Below are 14,243 nucleotides of genomic sequence, written 5' to 3'. Positions count from 1 at the left end.
GATGAGCAGCATGCTGGAGCGGTTAAAGCAAGAGGTATTGGAAGCCAACTTGGATTTGCCCAAGTATGGTCTTGTTACATTTACCTGGGGAAATGTGAGCGGTATCGATCGGGAAAGCGGCCTTGTGGTCATCAAGCCTAGCGGCGTGCCTTACGATAAGCTGAAGCTCGAGGATCTCGTTGTTGTTGATCTTGAGGGGAATAAGGTGGAGGGCGAGCTTAAGCCATCCTCGGATACTCCAACCCATCTCGTCTTATATAAAGCATTTCCGCAGGTTGGCGGAATCGTGCATACGCATTCTCCTTGGGCAACAAGCTGGGCGCAGGCCGGCCGGGGGATTCCCGCGCTGGGAACCACGCATGCCGATTACTTCTACGGCGAAATTCCGGTTACCCGCGCCATGACGCGCGAGGAGATCGAAAGCGCTTATGAGCTCGAGACCGGGAACGTGATTGTCGAAACGTTTAAGGATAAAGATCCCATGATGATTCCAAGCGTGCTTGTGAACAGCCATGCGCCGTTTAACTGGGGCAAAGATCCGCATGAAGCCGTTCATAATGCGGTAGTGGTGGAAGAAGTCGCGAAGATGGCCCTTCATACTTATAATCTTAATCCGGACATTCAGCCGATGGATCAGGCTTTGCTCGACAAGCATTTTCTCCGGAAGCACGGGGCTAATGCCTATTACGGCCAGACCAAATAACGAAGATGAGAGCCCAAGACAATTTTCTTCTGGTTACAGAAGGAATTGTCTTTTTTTGTGCTGACCGTCAATGGGGTCTGAGGGAGTCCTGCTCCTGTATATTTGAAGCCAGATTAGGAATATTATTCTTACATTGCCATTGGCCCTAGTCTGCGTTCCCGAAAGAATGAGTTAGAGTAATCAAAGGAATGATTAAGGATGTTATCCTCTATTAAATCCCATATTCCGGGATGGAGTGTGTTTTTCCAGGCGCTAATTACTCTTGTCGTTCCCCTATTGATATACCGGATTTATAAGGCGCTGACCTCTTTAGCGGATGATAAGCTGGTCTCTTCAGGCGGGGCTGACTCTTCTTCGGACGAAGAGCCGACTCATCCCATTTCCGCAAGTTACGATGCCAATATAGACGAAATCAGGAACACGATTGGGATAAACAGCGACGTTGTGATCCGCGAATTGACGATGGGAGACGCCAAGGTCCGTGCAGCTCTTATATTTGTTAAGGGCATGCAGGAGGATCAATTGCTAAAGATGGAGATTATGAGGATGCTGCGGGATACGGAACCCGATCATCCTCTCCCGATTATTGAGCGATTGCCGACGAATGCGGCACATACGATCTCCACGATGGAGGAGCTTACGAAAGCCGTTTTATTCGGCTATTTGGCGCTCATGATTGACGGTCGCGATGAAGGCTTCCTGATTAATCCGCCTAGCGGACCTGCCCGCGATATAACGGAGCCGGTATCCGAATCTCTGCTGCGCGGATCGCGTATTGGCTTTACGGAAGATATAAACGTAAATACCGCCATGCTGAGAAAGCAAGGCGTGACGGATAAACTGCAAGTCCGAAGCTTTATGGTTGGCCACACGATTCAGAAGGAGCTGGCTATCCTTTATTTGGATCAAATCGTTAACCCGGATTTACTCCGCGAGGTTATCGACCGGATTGAGAGAGTAAAGCTCGATTTTGCCGCGGAGTCCGGTTATATCGAACAAATGATCGAGGATAATTATTTAAGTCCTTTTCAGCAAACCCAAAACACGGAGCGACCCGACCGGGTTATCGCGGCGCTGCTCGAAGGCAGAATCGCGATTTTGCTGGACGGAACGCCATTTGCGCTTATCGTCCCGGTCACCTTCAGCATGCTCCTGCAGTCTCCGGAGGACTATTTCGAACGCTGGATGCCCGGTTCCTTATTGCGTATTCTCCGCTTTCTGGCGGCCTTTATCGCTCTAATGGCGCCATCCTTGTATATTTCATTTATTTCGTTTCATCCGGGTTTAATCCCGACGGAGCTCGCTTTAACGATTATTGAGACGCGGCAGGGCGTTCCGTTCCCGGCTTTGATCGAGGTTATGATTCTGGAGATTTCCATCGAGATATTGAGAGAAGCGGGTATTCGGCTGCCCAAGCCGATTGGACCCGCAATGGGCATCGTTGGCGGACTTGTTATTGGAGAGGCGGCCGTGAAGGCGGGCATCGTAAGTCCTTTTCTCGTTATCGTAGTTGCGGTCACGGCGATTTCATCCTTTTCGATTCCGATGTACAGTGCCGGGATTACGCTTCGGCTTCTCCGGTTCGTGGGTATGCTGTTCGCCTCGATATTGGGCATGTTCGGAACCATTTTGTTCTTCTTGCTGATCTGTTGTCACCTATCCAAATTAAAAAGCTTTGGTGTCCCTTATCTCACCCCGCTAACGCCATTCCGCTGGAGTGACTGGAAGGATTTCTTTGTGCGCGTGCCGATCTTTCTGATGAAGAGGAGACCAAAGTTAATGAAAACGATGCAAAACAAACGCAGGTAGAATCGAGGGAAACTATGTCCGCTTCCAAATCATTTCTTTCGCCGGAAGATAAAATTACGTCTTCGCAGGCGGCGCTGGTGTTAAACAACACGATGTTGGGAGCGGGGATCCTGACATTGCCTAGAAGCGTAAGCGAGACGGTGAAAACGCCGGACAGCTGGATTTCCGTGCTTTTAGGCGGCCTGATTATTATGCTTGTCGTCGTTCTGATGATCAAATTAAGTCTGCGCTTTCCCGGGAAGACTGTGTTTCAGTATACGCAAATCGTGATTGGCCGGTATCCCGGCATTTTATGGTGCCTGTTATTGATTCTGTATTACATTGTAATCGCAGGCTTCGAGATTCGCGCGATGTCGGAGGTGACGGTGTTTTACCTGCTTGAAGGCACGCCGGTATGGGCGATAACGATTCCTTTTATTTGGCTGGGTGCTTATTTGGTCCGGGGAGGCATCAATGCAATCGCCCGGGTAGGTCAGATTGTTTTTCCCATCAGCTTGTTTATTCTGATTGTTTCCTATTTGCTGAGCTTGAGGTTATTTCATCTCTATAATCTAAGACCCGTTCTGGGAGACGAAATCTTTCCGGTAATCATGGGGTTAAAATCAACGATTCTTGTCTATTCGGGGTGCGAGGTTGTAATGACGTTGGTGGCACAATTGGAAAATCCGAAGCAGGCTTTTAAAGCCATGCTTATCGGAATTGGTATTCCGATTGGATTGTATTTCATTACCATTATTATGGTGATCGGTGGGTTGTCCGTCGATTCGGCTGTAACCAGCACATGGCCGACCATCGATCTGATCCGGAGCTTTGAGATTTCCGGATTTCTGTTCGAACGTTTCGAATTTCCGCTTATGGTGATTTGGCTAATGCAGATGTTCTGTAACTACAGCAGCTTCTTTTATAATTCTTCCCTTGGCCTGTCGCAATTGTTTAACCTTCCTTATAAGTCGGTTATCTTTGCGCTTGTGCCCTTTATTTTTCTTGCCACCATGGTTCCCAAGAACATTAATGAAGTGTTTTCGCTTGGAGATAACATCGGATATCTAAGTATCCTTTTATTTATTCTGTTCCCGGTAAGTCTCTCTCTCATTGCGCTAATGCGGTCAAAAGGCGGGATGCAGCATGAGAAGCCGTAAATATCTGGCATTGCTGATTGCTGCTTTCTTTCTGATCACGCAATCCGGCTGTTGGAGCAGTAATGAGATCGAAGACCTCGCTGTATATGCGGGCATGGCGTTAGACGCTGGCAATGAGAATCCGGAAGAAAAGGCATTAGAACAAGAGGGCGGAAGCTATTCCAAAACGAACAAAATAACGGTAACCGTTCAAATTGTGCCGCTCAAGACGGGATCAAAGGATGAAGTGAAGGGTAAGACTTCGCCCTATATGAATATTTCGGGAACCGGCGACTCCATTCTTGAGATTTTTCGCCAATTCTCCCTGCGCTTGAATAAGCCTATTATCGGTCATCACTTGAAAATTATCGTGATCTCCTCGCAACTGCTGCAAGAAAGAAACATTAAGCAGGTGACCAACTTTATGCTACGGGATAACGATATTCGGCCCAGCGTAAAAATCTTTCTAAGCTCGGGCAATGCGCAGCAAGCTTTATCCATAAAAACGCCCGATGAGGTTCCTTCCTTCTATATTAACGATGTGGTGAAGAATCAGTTCCGGACAAGCAAGCTTATGGACGCTGTTCTGCTGACGGATCTGGATGCCATGATGCATTCCAAACAAAGCTTTATCCTTCAGAATATTATTCAGGCCAAAAAACATATCGAATTCTCCGGAGCCGGCATTATCAAAGGGGATACCGGACGCTGGATCGGGAATTTGACGCAGGAAGACGTGGAATGCATCGACTGGCTGACCAACCAAGGGGATAGCGGAACGATCAAAACCTACGACGAGCAAGGTAATCCCATCACTTACGAGATGAAAGCCATGAAAACCCGCATCCGGGTGGAGTCGGATCAAGACAATCAGCTTACCTTCCAAGTCCATGTTGAAACCAAGGGCAGAATCAGCGAGGATTGGGATATGGAGGGGAACCCAGCCTTGAGGTCCTACCAGAAAGAGATAGAGAAGTTGTTCAAGAGCAAGCTGACAAGCATGATCGAACATCTGCTGAGCGCCATGCAGAACCGTTATAAGGTAGATGTAGCCAAGTTCTGCCAAGCTGTGAGGATTCAGAAGCCGGGATTATGGAAAGAGGTCAAGTCCAACTGGGATGAAGCGTTTAGCGCTTCGAAAATCAATTTGGATATCGACCTGCAAATAACGGATTTTGGCTCTACGACAAAATAGATGACAGCGCCGCCTCCCGCGCGGCGTTGTGGGCGAGCCGATGCAGGTGATTGTTTTTCTTATGCTTGCTTATGTATTTAATCTGGAGGTTAATGTCCGGAAATTTGCGATTAAACCTATCCAAGGCGGCTGACAGCTCGTTTCTTGCGGATGCGTTTCGGGTTTGCGGGCGGGTTGGCTGTGCAAGCAAATGGGAGATGCGGATACAGTCGGTGTATACGACGGCGATTTTAGGCGGCTGCTCCAGCTCTGCATAAGCGGCAGTCAGGGTATCCAGGCTGAAAATAATCGCCAATACCTCGCCATAGTTCGAACCGTAATCCTTGGAGATCGGCAACTTTTTGGCGGATAAACCGATCATCCGGTTAAAAACGGTACAACAAGCAGCGCCGTAAGCGTTGTGCGCGGCGAAGCCCGCGTAATCGCAATAAAGGAACATGGTTCCCTTATTGAAGAGGTATTGTCTTAATTGGGGACTCGCATAAGCTTTTTTAACCAGCAGATTATTGCTTAAATCCATGCGCGCATCTCCTATGAATATAGTACGGGGTAAGGGTATTCTAAGGGTATTCGATCAGCATTTACCGATCGTTCTTTTTTTAAACCTTATCACGTCTGCTTGATTGCCGATAAAAAAGACTGCTCCCATATCGGAGAACAGTCTTTTTGCTTTGTTAGACCGGTCTAACGGTATCCCGGATAATCAGACTGGTAGGCAGCATGACCTTTTTGTTCCCATAGGAATTTCCTTCGCTGATTTCAAGCAGCAGCTTGGCGCTTTCGTAACCCAGCACGTCAAAATACTGCTTCACCGTACTTAGAGCGACCTTGGCGAACTTGGAGCTTTCGAAATCGTCAAAGCCCATTAGCGAAATCTGATCCGGAATCCGGATTCCCCGGCTGGTCAGCTGCTCGAGAACTTCAAGGGCGCGTTTGTCGTTCGTGCAAAAGAGGGCCGTAATCTCTCCCTCGTGAATTTGCCGCGCGAGCGTATCGTAATCCAGTTCCTTCTCCAGATAGAGAAGTTTCTTGTTAATGGGCAGGGAAGCGTTAGTCATTGCGTTATTATAGCCGTTGTAACGGTCTACCTCCGGACTGAGGTGGAAATCGTAAGCGGCAAATCCGATCCGCTTATGACCGTTCCGGATTAAATATTCAACGGCTTCATAGGCGCCGTCGTGATTGTTGCAAGTCACGACGTTAACCGGATAACCTGCCGGCGAGCGGTCAAGCATAACGAATGGAATCGATTTCTTCCGAATGTCATTCAGATAGCTTTTCGCCGCAACCGGATCCGAGGAGTAAATAAGAAGCCCCCTGATATCGGATTGGATTAACCGTAAAATAAGCTCGCGTTCCTGTTCGAAATCGTTTTCCACGAATTCAATGATCAATTTGCAGTCATGCTTGCCGAGGAAGGATTGAATGCCCTTCATAATCTGCATATAGGAGCTGTCGTACATTTCAACGCCGGAAATAACAAAGGCAACGAGATTGGAAGCCTTCTCGGCTACGGCGGTTTGGCCGGCGGCCACAAAGCTTCCTTTTCCCCGAACGCGGTAAATCACTCCTTCGTTCACGAGCTCGGATAGCGCCTTTCTAACCGTAATGGAGCTTACATTTAACATCTTGGAAAATTCCGATTCGCTTGGGATGCGGTCATCCTTGGAAATTTCCTGATTCTCGATTTGCGCGAGCACGTAATCCTTCACGATTTGGTACTTCGGTAGTCCTGGCTCTTTTTCACTCATTATTGAGTCACCTCATAACAACATTTCTTTGATTATAACCTAACTTAGGTTATATTGGTATACTAACTTTTCACGGCATAAAAAATATGACGAGCATACTGGCCAGGAATTGATTTGCGGAGTAGGAAGATGCTCCTATTTACACAAAAAAGGTTTGAAAAATTTAGGAGTTCGTATTACTATAGGTTCAAAGATAGTGTGTGAACTTGTCGTGCTTAGCATAATAAGTTAAATGAGAAAACGACAAGAATCGTTGGGAGGTTAGGATAAAGAAGCTAATATTCGGTTTATGTAAGCGCTTAATCAAAAGATTGGTAAATGAAAGTACTATAAATTAACGACAGGAAGTCTGGAAATACAGGACACTTCTACTGTGTTTCTCGCTTCTTCGTATACTTACCTACTACATGGATATCTACTAGGAGGAATATTTTCATGAATAATAACCTAACATCCGGCAATCCCGTATTTCCCGGCTGGTATGCCGATCCTGAAGCAAGAATCTTCGAAGGGCGGTATTGGATTTATCCGACTTATTCGGCTCTTTACGGAGAACAGCTTTATCTGGATGCCTTCCATTCCGACGATCTGGTCAACTGGACCAAGGTTGAACGGGTATTGGACGAGAAGGATTTCCAGTGGGCGCATAAAGCGGTATGGGCGCCTTCGCCAATCGAGAGCAACGGAAAATATTATATCTATTTCTCCGCGAACGATATTCAAAGCAATGATGAGCTTGGAGGCATTGGCGTCGGAGTTGCTGACCGGCCGGAGGGACCGTTCCTCGATGCGATCGGCAAACCTCTAATTGACCGGTTCCACCATGGCGCGCAGCCTATCGATCCGCATGTTTTTCGGGATGAAGACGGTCAGGTATACCTGTACTACGGAGGCTGGGGACATTGCAATGTCGTTCGTCTCGGCGAGGATATGATCAGCCTGCTTCCTTTCGAGGACGGAACCGTCTACCGGGAAGTGACGCCGAAAGACTATGTGGAAGGCCCGTGCATGATCAAGCGGAACGGCCGGTATGTCTTCATGTGGGCGGAAGGCGGATGGGGCGGCCCTCATTATCGGGTAGCTTACGCGCTTGCGGAATCGCCGCTTGGTCCATTCGAGAGAATCGATACCATCTTGCAGCAGGATCCGGAAGTGGCAACCGGGGCAGGACATCACGGATATCTTCAAATCCCGGATACGGACGAATATTATATCGTTTACCATAGACGCCCGTTGACCGAAACGGCTGCGAACCACCGCGTGGTGTGCATCGATAAGCTTACCTTTAATGAAGATAATACGATTCGTCCCGTGAAAATCAGCTTTGAAGGTGTTGCGGCCCGTAAACTTTAATCTGCGGACAGGTGATCAAATGGATCCATCGAAAAAGGCTTATTTCGTAGACGGCTATCATGGCGGAATCAAAGGCCATATGCCATTAGGGTCATGGGCGGATGTAATTCGCCGGCTGGAGCAGAATCCGGATTGGAAGCTTTCCCTGGATATCGAACCGATCTCCTGGGAAGCGCTGCGACGGACGGATCCGCGTTCCTATGACGCAATCAAACAGCATCTGCAAAGCCATGCCGGGCGCGTTGAAATGGTGGCGGGCAGCTACGCCCAGCCCTACGGCTGGGTCATTGGCGGCGAAAGCAATATCCGCCAGCTCATACGCGGCAGAGAAATCATCCGGGAGCATTTTCCCGAGACTGTTGTTGATACCTATGCCTCTCAAGAGCCTTGCTGGAGCAGCAGCTACCCTCAAATTCTCCGTTCGCTTGGCTATAAGCGCGCCGTGCTTAAGAATCCGGGAACGGGCTGGGGCGGCTATGCTTCCGGCATCAATCACGAAACGGTGCTATGGGTTGGCCCGGACGGGACGTCCATCCCTTGCGTGCCAAGATACGAATGCGAGGAGCTTCTAAACTGCTGGGAGTCGGAAGCGGGTTACATGAAGCCTGAATTCGTGGAGAAATGCAAGGCATACGGGATTGCGCATCCGGCAGGCAGCTTCCTTCAGGATCTGGGCTGGATGGCCAGGCCGTGGCTGAATGAGGACTACATTCAATATACGACCTGGCGCGAATACATAGAGGAGATTGCCGCCAAACCGGCGGAAGCCTGGTATTTCACCCAAGAGGATATCCGCTGCACGCTGCCGTGGGGAGAAGGGACGCTTCAGCGGATGTCGCGTGAGGTCCGGGCTGCGGAGCAGGCGGTTGTATCGGCGGAGAAGCTGGCTTCCCTCTCAAGCGTGACGGGGAATTTCGCTTATCCGAAGGAGAAGCTGCGCGAGGCTTGGGATCAGCTCCTGCTGTCCCAGCATCATGATGCCTGGATCTGTGCCACAACAAGAACCGGACGGGAGAAGTGGGCATGGCAGGCAGGAACGCAAAGCTGGCTGGCGGAGGAGATTGCTGGCGATATCCGTTTCCGGGCGATGAGCGGCATGGTTCAGGAACCGCAAGACGAAATTGAGCCTCAAACGTATGGCGTCCGTGTATTTAATACTTCGGGCATTGCCCGCAAAGAACTAACCGAGATCGAGGTTCCGGGAGCCGGAGGAACCGCTTTGATTCGGGTCTTGGACGCCGATGGAAGGGTCGTTCCCAGCCAGCTGGTTCCGACAAGAGTATCTCAGGAGGACGGCAGCGTTTTTGCCGGCAAGCTGCTTTTTGAGGCGGAGACGCCTGCCATGGGTTATCGGGATTATAGGCTTGAATACGTGAAGCGGGAGGACGCGGAAGCTGCCGGCAAGCAGCAAGAGGAAAATGCTGCGTCTGTTCAAATCCATGACGATTATGCCATCCTGACGACCGATTTGTACCGGATCGGAATCGATACCAAGCGCGGCGGAGTAATTACGGAGCTATACGACTTGACGAATAACCGGCCGCTGATCGCTCCTGGCAACCCGTTTAATGAGTTAACCGGTTATTTAATGGAGGAAGCTCGCTGGGCGAGCAGCATGGAATCGCCGGTTGCGTTGAAAGTCGTAGAGAACGGTCCGCTTCGGGTCACCGTCGAGATGAATGGCCAATTTGCGGGTACCGGCTTTGTTATGACTTTATCGGCAGCCAAAGGCCTGCGCAGGATCGATTTCCATGCGCGTTTCCTCTACGAGAGAGACACATGGATTGGCGACCCTTGGGAAATGGCGCCGGAGAACCGCAGTACCGAGCGGCGGAAGTCCCATCATAATACCCGCTATAAGCTGCAGGCGCGTTTTCCGGCTGCTTTTGGCGAGGGAAAGCTGTATAAGAATTCCGCCTTTGACGTAACCGAAAGCCGCCATTCGGATACGCGGTATGAACGTTGGGATGAGATTAAACACAATATCATCCTGAACTGGGTGGATATTTACGATGAGCAGAGCAATCGCGGACTAGCCATATTCTCCGATCATACGACGGATTATTCGCATGGCGATCATGACCCGCTCGCGTTAACGCTGGGCTGGGGCGCGGAAGGCGGTTTCTGGTGGGGGAAACGTCCGCTTCGGGATGCGCAGGAGATGCGGTATGCGATTCTGCCTCATGAAGATCGTTGGGATCGTGCCGGAATTGCGCAAGAGTCCGAACGTTGGACGCAGCCTCTGCAGCCGATGCTTATGCGCTGGTCCAATCGTACGCCGAAATCGCTGTCCTTGCTGCAAGTGTCGGTGCCCTCTATTGAAATCATCTCCTTGCAGCGCGACGGAGAAGACTTGCTTGTCAGGCTGTACAATTCGGGAACGGAAGACTCTGCTTTCTCGTTTCTTATCAAGGCGGAATCGAGCGGCATTTCGGCCGTTGAGCTTGACGGCAAGCACAAGGAAAGATTGCAGCATGGCCAATTGCCTAACGGCGGTTCCGAAGTCGGAATGACATTGCCCCGTCATGGTCTAGCTACGCTTCGGATTTCCGATATTCGTTACAACAAAGACGAAACCATGGGATGTGAAACTGGAATTGAATACGAGAAAAGAAATTCAGTATCAGATTGAGAAGCTGCTGAGGGTTAAGCGGGACTTTATTTATAAGAAATTATCAATCGTTGAATTTACGCACTTTGTTACCGGAGAACGTCTTTCTTATTCCGATATCAGTTCCCAGTCTTTCGAGCCGATAAACGCCGGGGACCGATGGGGGAGCAGTTGGATGTATGCTTGGCTTCGCAGCAGCTTTGTTGCGCCTGTTGGGACGGAAGGCAAGCGGCTGGTTGTGCTCGCGGACTTTGGTTCCGAAGCAACTTTGTACGTGAACGGGATTGTAAGCGGTGCGCTCGATTTGCAGCATCATGATGTGACCATAACCCGTCTTGCTCGCGAAGGGGAGCGCTTCGAGCTTGCCGCCGAAGCTTATGCCGGCCACTCTGGTCATCAGCCGGTATTCGGCGAATCGTATTTGTGCCGGTTCGAGGAGGAAGTTTATCAATTCTTTATCGATCTGGAATGCTTGTGGCAGGTTCTTCAGAATACGGATGCGAACTCCCTTCGGGCAGCCGAAATTAACCGTTGTCTAACGGATGTCATTGCCGTCCTTGATCTCGGGCTTCGGGACCTGGAGCTGATGGAGAACGTTAACGGCTGCCGCAAAATGATGGAGCCGCTTCTCGCTTGCGTAAACGGATCCACTTCTCCGCTGCTGTATTTGATGGGCCAGTCCCATCTTGATATTGCCTGGCTGTGGCCCATAGAGGAGACGAAGCGGAAAATCGCCCGCACGATGTCCAATCAGCTTGCGTTAATGGACGAATATCCGGAATATACGTACACCCAAAGCCAGCCGTATTTATTCCGGATCGTGAAGGAGCTTTATCCGGAGCTCTATTCCCGCATCAAGCAGAGAGTGGCGGAAGGGCGAATCATCCCGGAAGGCGGCATGTGGGTCGAATCGGATACGAATCTGGCAGGCGGGGAGAGCCTGATCCGCCAGTTCCTTCACGGCAAACGGTTCTTCATGGAGGAGTTCGGCAAGGGCAACGAGATGCTGTGGCTGCCCGATGTGTTTGGTTATTCCGGCAATATGCCGCAAATTATGAAGGGCTGCGGGATTCGTTATTTTGCTTCCGTCAAAATGTTCCAGACTTACGAGAATGCCGTTGATCCGTTCCCGTACAACACGTTTATATGGGAAGGAATCGACGGATCGGAGATTCTGACGCATCTTCTGGATTACGGCGATTTCCCGATCCGGGTAAATCCGTCATTTCTGATTGGGCAGTGGAACGACCGGGTGCAAAAGGACGGCATTGCAACCCGGCTTGTCCAATACGGGCATGGAGACGGCGGGGGCGGCGCGAACCGGGATGATCTCGAGTTTCTGCGCAGGCTCGACAATCTGGAAGGCGTACCGCGGACAAGACAAAGCTCGCCGATCGATTATTTCGAAGACCAGCAAGCAAGAGGCATTCCGGATGCGAGATATGTAGGCGAGCTGTATTACCCGGCGCATCGCGGAACCTATACGACGCAAGCGAAGCTGAAGCGGTTGAACCGGAAGACGGAGATCGGATTCCGCGAATACGAGCTTTGGGCCGCTGCCGCACAGCGCCTCCGGACGAAGCCGTATCCCTATGAAAAGATGGATGGCTTGTGGAAGCAGCTTCTGCTGCATCACTTCCATGACATTTTGCCGGGAACTTCCATTCACCGGGTTCACGAAGAAGCGCAGGCGGAGCTGACCAAGCTGTATGAGACGATTTGCGAAATGGCCGACGAGGCCAAAGCAACGCTTGTAGAGTCTGAGCGGGAAGGGGTTACCGTATTTAATCCTCTGTCCTGGAATCGAAGCGAGCTGATTGCGTTGCCCGCGGGGGTTGCGGCGGTTGCGGACCGTTCCGGTCAACCGGTACCCGTGCAATGGCAGGACGGGGTTGGTTATGCCCGGCTTGAGACGCCATCCTTGGGATGGGCGGCTTACACTGCCGTCGGGAAGGAGCAAACAGAACCCGCGCTTACCCATTCAGCGGTGTCTGCCACAACTTCGCGCATGGAAAATGAATTTATGGCGATAGCCTTAAACGGCACGGGAGAAATCACCAGTATCGTAGACAAGCAGACGGGCGTAGAGTGGGCAGCCGATTCCTGCAATACGCTTGCTATGTACCGGGATCAGCCGTCTGCCTTTGACGCGTGGGAGATTGACCGCCGTTACCAGGCTTCCAAGGTTGAATTGGAGGAACAGGCGGAAATAACGGTTACCGCCAATGGCCCGCTTTTTGCCAACGTTCGCGTCCGGCGGAAGCTCAACCAGTCGACGGTTGTGCAGGATATCCGAATGGAAGCGGGAAGCCGAAGGGTTGAATTCCGAACGACGGTTGAATGGCAGGAGAAGAACAAAATGCTGCGCGTTGATTTTCCGGTCCGGCTGCATGCCAATGAGTCGATGCAGGAAATCCAGTTCGGTTACGTTCGCAGACCTAATCATGCTTCAAGACCGCATGATGCGGACCGGTTCGAGGTAAGCCAGCATAAATGGACGGCGCTAGCCGAGACGGGGCGTGGGTTTGCGCTGCTGAACGACTGCAAATACGGAATTGCCGTCAAGGGCAATACGTTAAGCATGACGCTTCTTCGCTCGCCGTCTTATCCGGACGAAACCTCCGATCAAGGAACGCATGAATTTACTTACGGATTCTTGTTCTGGGAAGGAGCCTTTAGGGAAAGCCGGGTAATCCAGGAGGCTTACGAGCTTAATTATCCGGTTAGCGCCTTGAGCGGTGCAGACCGCCATGATCAGCAATCCCTTTTGCGGATCGATCAGCCGGGTGTTCTCGCGGAGACGGTCAAGCTGGCCGAAGACGGGTCCGGAGATTGGATTGTGCGCCTGTACGAGAGCACGGGTTCCGCCGTTTCCTGCGGTATCCGCGCCGGGTTGTCCTATTCCGCCGCGTTTGAGACCGATATGCTGGAAGCTAACCAAGCGGAGCTGCCGGTTGCCGATGAGCTTATTAACCTGCATTTCCGGCCATTTGAAGTCAAGACCATCCGTCTTGCGCAAAAATAAGGAGGTAGCGTATTTATGAAGCTTGAGCAAGGGCAAAGACTGGTTATGATCGGTGACTCGATTACCGATTGCGAGCGTAAATTCCCGCATGGGGAAGGGCTGTTCCAAGGCGTCGGCAAAGGCTATGTCGCGCTTGTGGACGCCTTGCTGCAGACCGCCTATCCGGAACTGTCGGTCCGAGTAACCAATATGGGCATTGGCGGCAATACCGTAAGGGATTTGAAAAGCAGATGGCAAACGGACGTGCTTGATTTGAAGCCGGACTGGCTGACGGTTATGATCGGCATCAATGACGTATGGCGATATTTCGATCAACCCAATATTCCCGAATCGCATGTGCTGCTCGAGGAATATGAGCAGACGCTGGAGGAATTGGTGAAGTCTGCGCAGCCGGAGGTACAGGGGGCTGTCATCATGACGCCTTTCTATCTGGAGCCTAATCCGGAGGACCGGATGCGCAAACGGATGGATGAATACGGCCAGGCTGCAAGAAGAGTGGCGGAGAGAACGGGCGCCGGCTTCATCGATATCCAAGCGGCGTTTGCCCCGCAGTTCGAATACGTGCATCCTACCGCCATCGCTTCCGACCGGGTGCATCCGGGCTTGTCCGGCCATATGATTATTGCGCGGGCCTTGCTTCAAGAGCTTGGCTTTGAATGGGAGCGGATGAAGGGCTGA

The 14,243-nt window shown here is 51.0% G+C and carries 10 protein-coding genes; 8 read left to right on the top strand and 2 right to left on the bottom strand.

The genetic code is table 11. The annotated features are described in order from the left end of the window. The first annotated feature begins 10 nt into the window (after window positions 1-10). From araD to CFI03_RS30475, 4 genes are all read left to right on the top strand, one after another. Complete coding sequence (araD, locus tag CFI03_RS30490) at window positions 11-703, top strand: L-ribulose-5-phosphate 4-epimerase (RefSeq protein ID WP_127490761.1); 693 nt, start codon at window positions 11-13, stop codon at window positions 701-703. A gap of 198 nt (window positions 704-901) precedes the next feature. After that, window positions 902-2,512, top strand: a complete 1,611-nt coding sequence (locus CFI03_RS30485) for a spore germination protein (RefSeq protein ID WP_248762806.1) — start codon at window positions 902-904, stop codon at window positions 2,510-2,512. Between the two features lie 14 nt (window positions 2,513-2,526). Further along, the gene (locus CFI03_RS30480; protein WP_248762805.1) at window positions 2,527-3,651 is read left to right on the top strand and encodes a GerAB/ArcD/ProY family transporter; all 1,125 of its coding nucleotides are present in this window, start codon (window positions 2,527-2,529) and stop codon (window positions 3,649-3,651) included. Continuing rightward, the gene (locus CFI03_RS30475; protein ID WP_248762804.1) at window positions 3,638-4,825 is read left to right on the top strand and encodes a Ger(x)C family spore germination protein; all 1,188 of its coding nucleotides are present in this window, start codon (window positions 3,638-3,640) and stop codon (window positions 4,823-4,825) included. Before CFI03_RS30480 ends, CFI03_RS30475 begins: the two co-directional genes overlap by 14 nt. Here CFI03_RS30475 and CFI03_RS30470 read toward each other — a convergent pair. Both CFI03_RS30470 and CFI03_RS30465 read right to left on the bottom strand, forming a co-directional pair. Beyond that, the gene (locus tag CFI03_RS30470) at window positions 4,812-5,345 is read right to left on the bottom strand and encodes a hypothetical protein (protein ID WP_127490624.1); all 534 of its coding nucleotides are present in this window, start codon (window positions 5,343-5,345) and stop codon (window positions 4,812-4,814) included. The two genes, CFI03_RS30475 and CFI03_RS30470, sit on opposite strands and share 14 nt — an antisense overlap. Before the next feature lie 154 nt (window positions 5,346-5,499). Beyond that, complete coding sequence (locus CFI03_RS30465; protein ID WP_248762803.1) at window positions 5,500-6,576, bottom strand: GntR family transcriptional regulator; 1,077 nt, start codon at window positions 6,574-6,576, stop codon at window positions 5,500-5,502. 435 nt (window positions 6,577-7,011) lie between these two features. Between CFI03_RS30465 and CFI03_RS30460 the strand changes: the two genes are divergently transcribed. The 4 genes from CFI03_RS30460 to CFI03_RS30445 are packed head-to-tail and all read left to right on the top strand — an operon-like array spanning window position 7,012 to window position 14,243. Next, complete coding sequence (locus tag CFI03_RS30460; RefSeq protein ID WP_248762801.1) at window positions 7,012-7,929, top strand: glycoside hydrolase family 43 protein; 918 nt, start codon at window positions 7,012-7,014, stop codon at window positions 7,927-7,929. Window positions 7,930-7,948: 19 nt separating this feature from the next. After that, window positions 7,949-10,561 carry a glycoside hydrolase family 38 N-terminal domain-containing protein gene (locus CFI03_RS30455; RefSeq protein WP_248762799.1) on the top strand — a complete coding sequence of 871 codons (2,613 nt, stop codon included), beginning with the start codon at window positions 7,949-7,951 and terminating at the stop codon, window positions 10,559-10,561. Further along, window positions 10,527-13,565: an alpha-mannosidase gene (locus CFI03_RS30450; RefSeq protein WP_248762798.1), complete on the top strand. Its 3,039-nt coding sequence runs from the start codon at window positions 10,527-10,529 to the stop codon at window positions 13,563-13,565. The genes CFI03_RS30455 and CFI03_RS30450 overlap by 35 nt, the downstream gene beginning before the upstream one ends. Before the next feature lie 15 nt (window positions 13,566-13,580). Then, complete coding sequence (locus tag CFI03_RS30445) at window positions 13,581-14,243, top strand: SGNH/GDSL hydrolase family protein (RefSeq protein ID WP_248762797.1); 663 nt, start codon at window positions 13,581-13,583, stop codon at window positions 14,241-14,243.

Origin of the sequence: Paenibacillus sp. ATY16 (assembly GCF_003399985.2) — a bacterium.
In the GTDB taxonomy this organism is placed as follows: domain Bacteria; phylum Bacillota; class Bacilli; order Paenibacillales; family Paenibacillaceae; genus Pristimantibacillus; species Pristimantibacillus glycanilyticus.
The sequence above is the reverse complement of the archived record's forward strand: the minus strand, read 5'-3'. Positions and strand labels throughout refer to the sequence as shown.

Bases quoted from the DNA above. Each gene is read 5' to 3' on its own strand.
- CFI03_RS30470 (WP_127490624.1), bottom strand. From the start codon at position 5,345: ATGGATTTAAGCAATAATCTGCTGGTTAAAAAAGCTTATGCGAGTCCC.
- CFI03_RS30485 (WP_248762806.1), top strand. From the start codon at position 902: ATGTTATCCTCTATTAAATCCCATATTCCGGGATGGAGTGTGTTTTTC.
- CFI03_RS30445 (WP_248762797.1), top strand. From the start codon at position 13,581: ATGAAGCTTGAGCAAGGGCAAAGACTGGTTATGATCGGTGACTCGATT.
- CFI03_RS30460 (WP_248762801.1), top strand. From the start codon at position 7,012: ATGAATAATAACCTAACATCCGGCAATCCCGTATTTCCCGGCTGGTAT.
- CFI03_RS30455 (WP_248762799.1), top strand. From the start codon at position 7,949: ATGGATCCATCGAAAAAGGCTTATTTCGTAGACGGCTATCATGGCGGA.
- CFI03_RS30480 (WP_248762805.1), top strand. From the start codon at position 2,527: ATGTCCGCTTCCAAATCATTTCTTTCGCCGGAAGATAAAATTACGTCT.
- araD (WP_127490761.1), top strand. From the start codon at position 11: ATGCTGGAGCGGTTAAAGCAAGAGGTATTGGAAGCCAACTTGGATTTG.
- CFI03_RS30465 (WP_248762803.1), bottom strand. From the start codon at position 6,576: ATGAGTGAAAAAGAGCCAGGACTACCGAAGTACCAAATCGTGAAGGAT.
- CFI03_RS30475 (WP_248762804.1), top strand. From the start codon at position 3,638: ATGAGAAGCCGTAAATATCTGGCATTGCTGATTGCTGCTTTCTTTCTG.